Source organism: uncultured Cardiobacterium sp., from assembly GCF_938028185.1.
Classification (GTDB): Bacteria; Pseudomonadota; Gammaproteobacteria; order Cardiobacteriales; family Cardiobacteriaceae; genus Cardiobacterium.
Window position 1 is genome coordinate 1 of the sequence record NZ_CALJAH010000473.1, and the last position, 6,171, is coordinate 6,171.

General features: G+C 59.8%; 7 protein-coding genes. 1 reads left to right on the forward strand and 6 read right to left on the reverse strand.

Features of this window, described 5'->3' with window-relative positions; translation table 11 throughout:
- Window positions 1–140: 140 nt before the first annotated feature.
- Genes Q0349_RS13695 through Q0349_RS13710 form a run of 4 tightly spaced genes read right to left on the reverse strand, consistent with a single transcriptional unit; the run spans window position 141 to window position 3,271 of the window.
- Entirely contained in the window at window positions 141–941 is an 801-nt protein-coding gene (locus Q0349_RS13695) for a factor H binding protein domain-containing protein (RefSeq protein ID WP_298081574.1), read from the reverse strand.
- A 2-nt stretch (window positions 942–943) separates the two neighbouring features.
- A complete protein-coding gene (locus tag Q0349_RS13700; RefSeq protein ID WP_298081575.1) occupies window positions 944–1,099 on the reverse strand; it encodes a hypothetical protein in 156 nt (51 codons plus the stop codon).
- A complete protein-coding gene (locus Q0349_RS13705) occupies window positions 1,096–2,604 on the reverse strand; it encodes an ATP-binding protein (protein ID WP_298081576.1) in 1,509 nt (502 codons plus the stop codon). Before Q0349_RS13705 ends, Q0349_RS13700 begins: the two co-directional genes overlap by 4 nt.
- Complete coding sequence (locus tag Q0349_RS13710) at window positions 2,582–3,271, reverse strand: response regulator transcription factor (RefSeq protein WP_298081577.1); 690 nt, start codon at window positions 3,269–3,271, stop codon at window positions 2,582–2,584. The genes Q0349_RS13705 and Q0349_RS13710 overlap by 23 nt, the downstream gene beginning before the upstream one ends.
- A gap of 97 nt (window positions 3,272–3,368) precedes the next feature.
- Between Q0349_RS13710 and Q0349_RS13715 the strand changes: the two genes are divergently transcribed.
- Window positions 3,369–4,748, forward strand: a complete 1,380-nt coding sequence (locus Q0349_RS13715) for a DegQ family serine endoprotease (protein WP_298081578.1) — start codon at window positions 3,369–3,371, stop codon at window positions 4,746–4,748.
- Between the two features lie 74 nt (window positions 4,749–4,822).
- Here Q0349_RS13715 and Q0349_RS13720 read toward each other — a convergent pair whose 3' ends face one another.
- Both Q0349_RS13720 and Q0349_RS13725 read right to left on the reverse strand, forming a co-directional pair.
- Window positions 4,823–5,488, reverse strand: a complete 666-nt coding sequence (locus tag Q0349_RS13720) for a TIGR02117 family protein (RefSeq protein ID WP_298081579.1) — start codon at window positions 5,486–5,488, stop codon at window positions 4,823–4,825.
- Between the two features lie 13 nt (window positions 5,489–5,501).
- A complete protein-coding gene (locus Q0349_RS13725; RefSeq protein ID WP_298081580.1) occupies window positions 5,502–6,137 on the reverse strand; it encodes an SLATT domain-containing protein in 636 nt (211 codons plus the stop codon).
- Between the last annotated feature and the right edge of the window lie 34 nt (window positions 6,138–6,171).

Consider the following 6,171-nt stretch of genomic DNA (forward strand, 5'->3'; position numbering starts at 1 on the left):
CAGGGATACAAATTCCAAAAAACGTATGCCTTTGCCTGGTTTGGAAAGAGGTCTATTAAACCGGTAGCATGGCACGGTGAAGGACGGACATGAAAAAGCCCCGCTTGTGGTACAGGCGGGGCTGATTTTTGCGCGTGCTTTTATGGGGTAATCGCGCCGCGACTGCCCTGGAAGACGGCGACGCCGTCGTTGTCTGCGTCCTGTATTCTGCCGGAGATTTCTGCGGCACCGGGCCCCCATAAACGGGCGTTATAGCGCATGGCGCCGCCAGTATTACCGGTTGCGGTACCGTTTAGTTCCGCAACGACAAAGTCGTCGCTGTTATCCAGGGTGAGTCGTGCCGGCCGCAGGGTGATGTCGCCGTAGCGGCCCAGCCCCGCGATTTTGCCCTGTCCTTCTTTTTTGCCGAAATCGACTTGATAGGCGAGTGTGCCTTTGGCATCGTTGTTGAAGGCAACGCCGTTGTAGGTCGCCTTGCCGCTATTGGGCATTTCGCCAATCAGCGGCTCTACGCCGTAGGCCAGGCGCAGGGAGAGACCTTTATCTGTTTTCTGGATGTAGGCGCCGCTATAGAATCCGTTGTAGCTGCGGATTTGGGCGGTGTCACGAATGCCGGAGCCGTCAGTAAAGACGCTTTGTCCAGTCGCGTCATACCATCCCTGCGGCAGGTTGCGGATGTTTACTTTCAGTTCGTTGTTGGTGAGGGAGATGAGTTTTTGGCCATCAACGAGGGTATCGACGGACATATCACCACGGAAGGGGATGGTCTTGTTTTTGACTTCATCGAAGCGTTTTTGGTAGAGGGCGGCGTTTGGGGTGTTGGTGTCGGGCGGCGTTTGCGGTTTGGGATCGGCGGTATTGTCGCCATCACCACCACCGCCTCCGCAGGCACAGAGCAGGGTAGTTGTACTCAAGGTGAGTATAAAGTTCTGGATTTTCATGGTTATCTCCGTTTAGGTGTATAGCCATCCACCGAAAGTTTCAGACAAGGCGCGCCGCTGAAGGCAGTACGCAGTTGTACGGCGAAGCGGCGCAACACCGTATGAGGCTTTCGGTGGATGGCTATAAATCCCGCCTTGTGGCGGACGAGGGGGTTCAAAGCTCGCTTTCGTTTTGGCGGCGCAGGTAAGCGGTTTCGCTCGGCAAGGTGATTTCGATGCGAAGGCCGGGCTTGTTGTCGTGCAGTTGCAGGCTGCCATTGTGCAGCGCAACGATGGCGCTCACTAGCGAGAGACCGAGGCCGTTGCCGGGGGTGCTGCGCGCGCTGTCCAGTCGCACGAAGCGTTTCAAGACTTCGTCGCGTTTGTCCGGCGGGATGCCGTGGCCGTTGTCGCCGACGCTGACGTGGATGTTTTCGCCGCGTTGTACGGCGGTCAGGGTGATGTGGCCGCCGCTGGGGGTGTATTTGACGGCGTTGTCCAAGAGGTTGGTGATGCCCTGGGCGATGAGCTGACGGTTGCCCATGATGTCCAGGCCGCGCTCGATGTGTGCTTCAAAGGTGTGTTCGCCTTCTTCGGTCATGACGTCGTAGAGTTCGGCCAGGTCGTCGCAGATGGCGCTCAGGCTTTCGTGTTTAAAGTCGTCCTTGGCGCGGCTTTCGACTTGGGCGATGTTTAAGAGCGCGTTGAAGGTTTTGAGCAGGTTTTCGGCGTCTTCGACGGAGTCGGCGATGACTTCGCGCAACTCGCCGACGCTGCTGTTGCGGTCGAGCAGCGCCACTTCCATGCGGTTGCGCATCCGGTTGAGCGGGCTGCGCAGGTCGTGCGCGATGTTGTTGGTGACTTGCCGCTGGCTGGTGATGAGTGCTTCGATGCGGTCGAGCATATGGTTGAGGTCGCCCGCGAGCTGGCTCATTTCGTCGGCGTCGGTGGCGCGGGTGAGGATGCGTTCGGAGAAGTCGCCATCGACGATGCGTCGCGCGGTGCGGCTGATACGCGAGATGCTGTGGATGATGATGTAGCCGATGAGGAAGCTGCCGATGAAGGAGGCAATGAGGAGGAGGCCGGTGACGTAGATGCTGTTGTTGAGCATCCGCTTCAGCATTTTGCGCTCGTTGCTGGTGTCGTAGGCGGTGATGAGGGTGTAGCGGTTGTCGGCGGTATTGACGATGACGACGCGCATGACGAGGTTGAGGCGCAGGTCGCCGTCAGTGGGGTTGCCGGGGTTGAGGCGGCAGAGGTCGGCAACGCTGCTGTCCAATATGATGAGGTCGGCGGCGCTGCTGTCAAATGCGGCGGGATCGTTGTTGCGGCGGCTGGTAAAGGGCAGGCCGTTGCTGCCGCTGCCTTGCGGCTGTGGTTTGGCGGTGACGCAGAAGGTGATGTTGGGGTCGCCGGGGACGCGCTCGATGATGCCGAGTACCGGGGTGTAGAGGCCGATGCTGGTGCGTTCTTCAAAGCGGCGGCGCAGGCTGGTGGTTTCGGCGAGCAGGCGCGAATCGATTTGTTCGCGAATTTCTTTTTCGGCGCTGCGGTAGAGGGTGTACATCGAGATGCCGGTGACGAAGCTCGATGCGAGGGTGAAGAGCAGGGAAAATTTGAAGGCGGTAGTTTTTACCGCCTTCCCCCAGTCGCGCAGCCGCTTAGTTATAGCCGTTTGGGTCATAGAGGCTATATCCTGCGCCGCGTTCGGTGTGAATCAAGGGTGGGTCGAAGTCTTTGTCGATTTTGCTGCGCAGACGCGAGATGTGGACGTCAATGACGTTGGTCTGCGGGTCAAAGTGGTATTCCCACACTTTTTCGAGAAGCATGGTGCGGGTGACGACTTGGCCGGCGTTGCTCATCAGGTATTCAAGCAGGCGAAATTCGCGCGGTTGCAGGTTGATTTTTTTGCCGCTGCGCGTGACTTTGCGTTTCAGGCGATCCAGTTGCAGGTCGGCGACTTCGAGCATCATCTGGTCCTGGATTTCGCCACCACGGCGGCGGGTCAGCGCCTGCACGCGCGCGAGCAGTTCGGAGAAGGCGTAGGGTTTGACGAGGTAATCGTCGCCGCCCGCCGCCAGTCCTTCGACGCGGTCATCCACTTCGCCAAGGGCGGAGAGGATGAGTACCGGGGTGCTCATGCCGTCCTTGCGCAGTTTTTCGATGACGGAGAGTCCGTCCAGTTCGGGCAGCATCCGGTCCACGATAAGGATGTCGTACTGGCCGCTTTGCGCCATCGACAAGCCTTCGGTACCGGTGTGCGCGGCATCGACGACATAGCCGCTTTCACTCAGACCCTTGGTAATGTAGGCTGCGACGTCTTTGTCGTCTTCGATGATCAGAACGTGCATGAAGTTCTCCTAAGTTTTCTTTAATCGCCTGTTTCGGGCAATGTAAGGTGGATTTAGCCAGAATATGCGCCCTATCTTAAAGCAATCAGAGGTATTCATGAATAAAACATTGGTTATATTGACTCTCGCACTCACCGCCCCTTTGAGCCTTGCCGACCCCGCGCCGGACTTCACCGCGCTCGTTTCCAAAACCAAGGACGCGGTGGTGAGCATTGAAGTGGAAAGCCGCGTCAATACCCCTTCCACCATTAACGGCATCCCGCCGGAAATCTTTGAAGATTTCTTCGGCATTCCTGATCCCTTCGGCGGTCGCCAATTCGCCGAGCCGCAAAACGAACAGCGCATCCTGCAAGGACAAGGTTCCGGCTTCATCATCGACAGCGACGGCTATATCCTCACCAACGCCCACGTCGTTGAAGGCGCGGAAAAAGTGCGCGTCCAGCTCAACAATAACAAGGAATACAACGCCGACGTTATCGGCCTCGACAAACGCACCGACGTCGCCCTCGTCAAAATCCAGGGCGACCACCTCCCGGTCGCCAAAATCGGCGATTCCGACCAGGTACAAGTCGGCGACTGGGTACTCGCCATCGGCTCGCCCTTCGGCTTCTCCCACACCGCGACGCAGGGCATCGTCAGCGCGGTGGCGCGCAACCTGCCCAGCGGCGACTACGTTCCCTTCATCCAGACCGACGCCGCCATCAACCCCGGCAACTCCGGCGGGCCGCTGTTTAACAGCAAGGGCGAAGTCATCGCCATCAACTCACAAATCTACAGCCGCAGCGGCGCCTTTAACGGGCTGGCCTTCTCTATCCCGATCAACATGGCGAAAAACATCGCCGACCAGTTAAAAGACAAAGGCGAAGTCGTGCGCGGCTGGCTCGGCGTGCGCCTGCAAGGCCTGGACCAAAACCTGGCCGAATCCTTCGGCATGGAAAAACCGCAAGGCGCGCTGGTTGCCCAGGTTGAAGAAAACTCGCCCGCCGCCAAGGCCGGAATCGAGAGCGGCGACGTCATCCTCCAGTACAACGGCAAGGCAGTGAACAAAACCGCCGACCTGCCCGCGCTGGTCGCCAGCACGCCGATTGGCGACAAAATTGAAATCAAACTGCTGCGCGACGGCAAAGAACAAACCGTCACCGCCGAAATCGGCAACCTCAACGACGGTAGCGACAACGGCGGCTCCGCCAAAGCCACCGCCGCCGCGCGTGGCTTGAGCCTGAGCGCGCTTGATGACGACGACCGCGAAGAGCTCGGCTTCCGTGGCAAAGGCGTGCGCATCAGCGGCGTCAAGGCAGGCTCGGCGGCAGAGCGCTCCGGCCTGCGCCAAAACGACATCATCATCGGCGTCGGCGGCAAGCGCGTCGAAGACGTCAAAACCGCGCGCCGCCTGCTGGAAAAAGCCAACAGCAAACGCCCCGTGCCGCTGCTCATCTACCGCAACGGACAGAACCTTTACCTGGCGTTGCAGCCGTAAAGCGTTCGCCGCGCACCGTTCATCGCCTCCCCCTCTCCCCTGGTGTACCGGGGGTAGGGCGGGAGGCCATTTTTTTACCGGTACACCGCCATCAGATCGTGGGCGAAGGGCGTCCACAGCACGTGTTTCAGGCCGCCGTCCCTGAGGCGGGCGTTGCTCCAGCTGTTGCAGGTGTTGAACAGGCTGTAGCTGCCGTGCGCTTCGTAGAAGGCGTCGTGGTCACCGTAACCGCGCCCGGCGAGGACGAGGGCACGACCGTCATCGCCCGTGCGCAGGCTGGCGCGGATACCGGCAACGAGCGCGCGGTATTCGTCACGGCTGACGGCGATGGCGATACTGTTGACGGTCGCACGCAGCGGCGGCAGGTAAGTGGCGTGAATGATGGTGGCGCCGCGACCGCTGATGGCATTGACGGCGGTTGCGAGTTTCAGGTCGCGCCATTGTGGCGTTTCGAGATAGAAGGCGCGGTCGCCCCAGCCGAAGGCGACGTAGGCGGGGGTAAAGGTCAGGGCGCGCGCGTCGTCGGGGCTGATGACCGTGCTCCAGTCGAAGGTGTCATTGGCCAGCGGCAGGGCGAGGTCGGTGTGGACGCCGTTGTCGAGCAGGTAAATGGTGATGTCGCGGACGCCGTCGTGCCGTGCGGGGGCGTACACGATATGGCCGCAAATCAGCGCGGCGGCGAGCCAGACGAGCGGCAGGGCGAGGAGGGCGGCGAGGATTTTGCCACAAAGGCGGAGCATGGCAGTTTCCGGTTTATTTACGCAGCAGGGCGGGCAGGAGTTGCGAGATTTTGAGCATATCGCTGATAAAGACGGCTTCCAGGATCAGCAATAACAGCGGCAGGAAATAAGGCAGCAGACTTTGCAGCACCAGGCGGATGTGCCGGTACAGCCGAACCAGCCCGGTGATGGGGTAGTCCCGCTTCATCTCCAGGGTGGCGGCGAGGTAGTCGATGCGTTTGTGGTTTTCGGTATCGGCAAGGAGGCGGGAATATTCTTTGTGCAGGCGGGCCAGTATCGCCTCGTGGTCGTCGTCCTGTTGGCGTGGGCTGTCAAGTTCGCGGTTTAGCGCTTTCAGGTGGTCGGCGCACTGGCCGAGCTTGTCTGCCCGCGCCTCGTATTGGGCGGTGCCGATGACCACGGAATAGACGAGCACGGCCACAGCGAGAAAGGTGGACATCATGTTGAGTACGGTGGGCGGGAAGGCCAGCTCAACATTGGTGTTTTGCATCAGCGGGATGAAAATCAGGCCGAGCGAGAGCAGGGTGGTACTGAAAAAGGCAAACCTGCCCTGGCGACGCAGGCGTTCGGCAGCATTGAAACGGCATTTGGCGGTGACGCGCACGCTGAGCTGGAATTTGTATAGCCGTCCACCGAAAGTTTCAGACAAGGCGCGTCGCCGAAGACAGTACGCTTTTGTACGG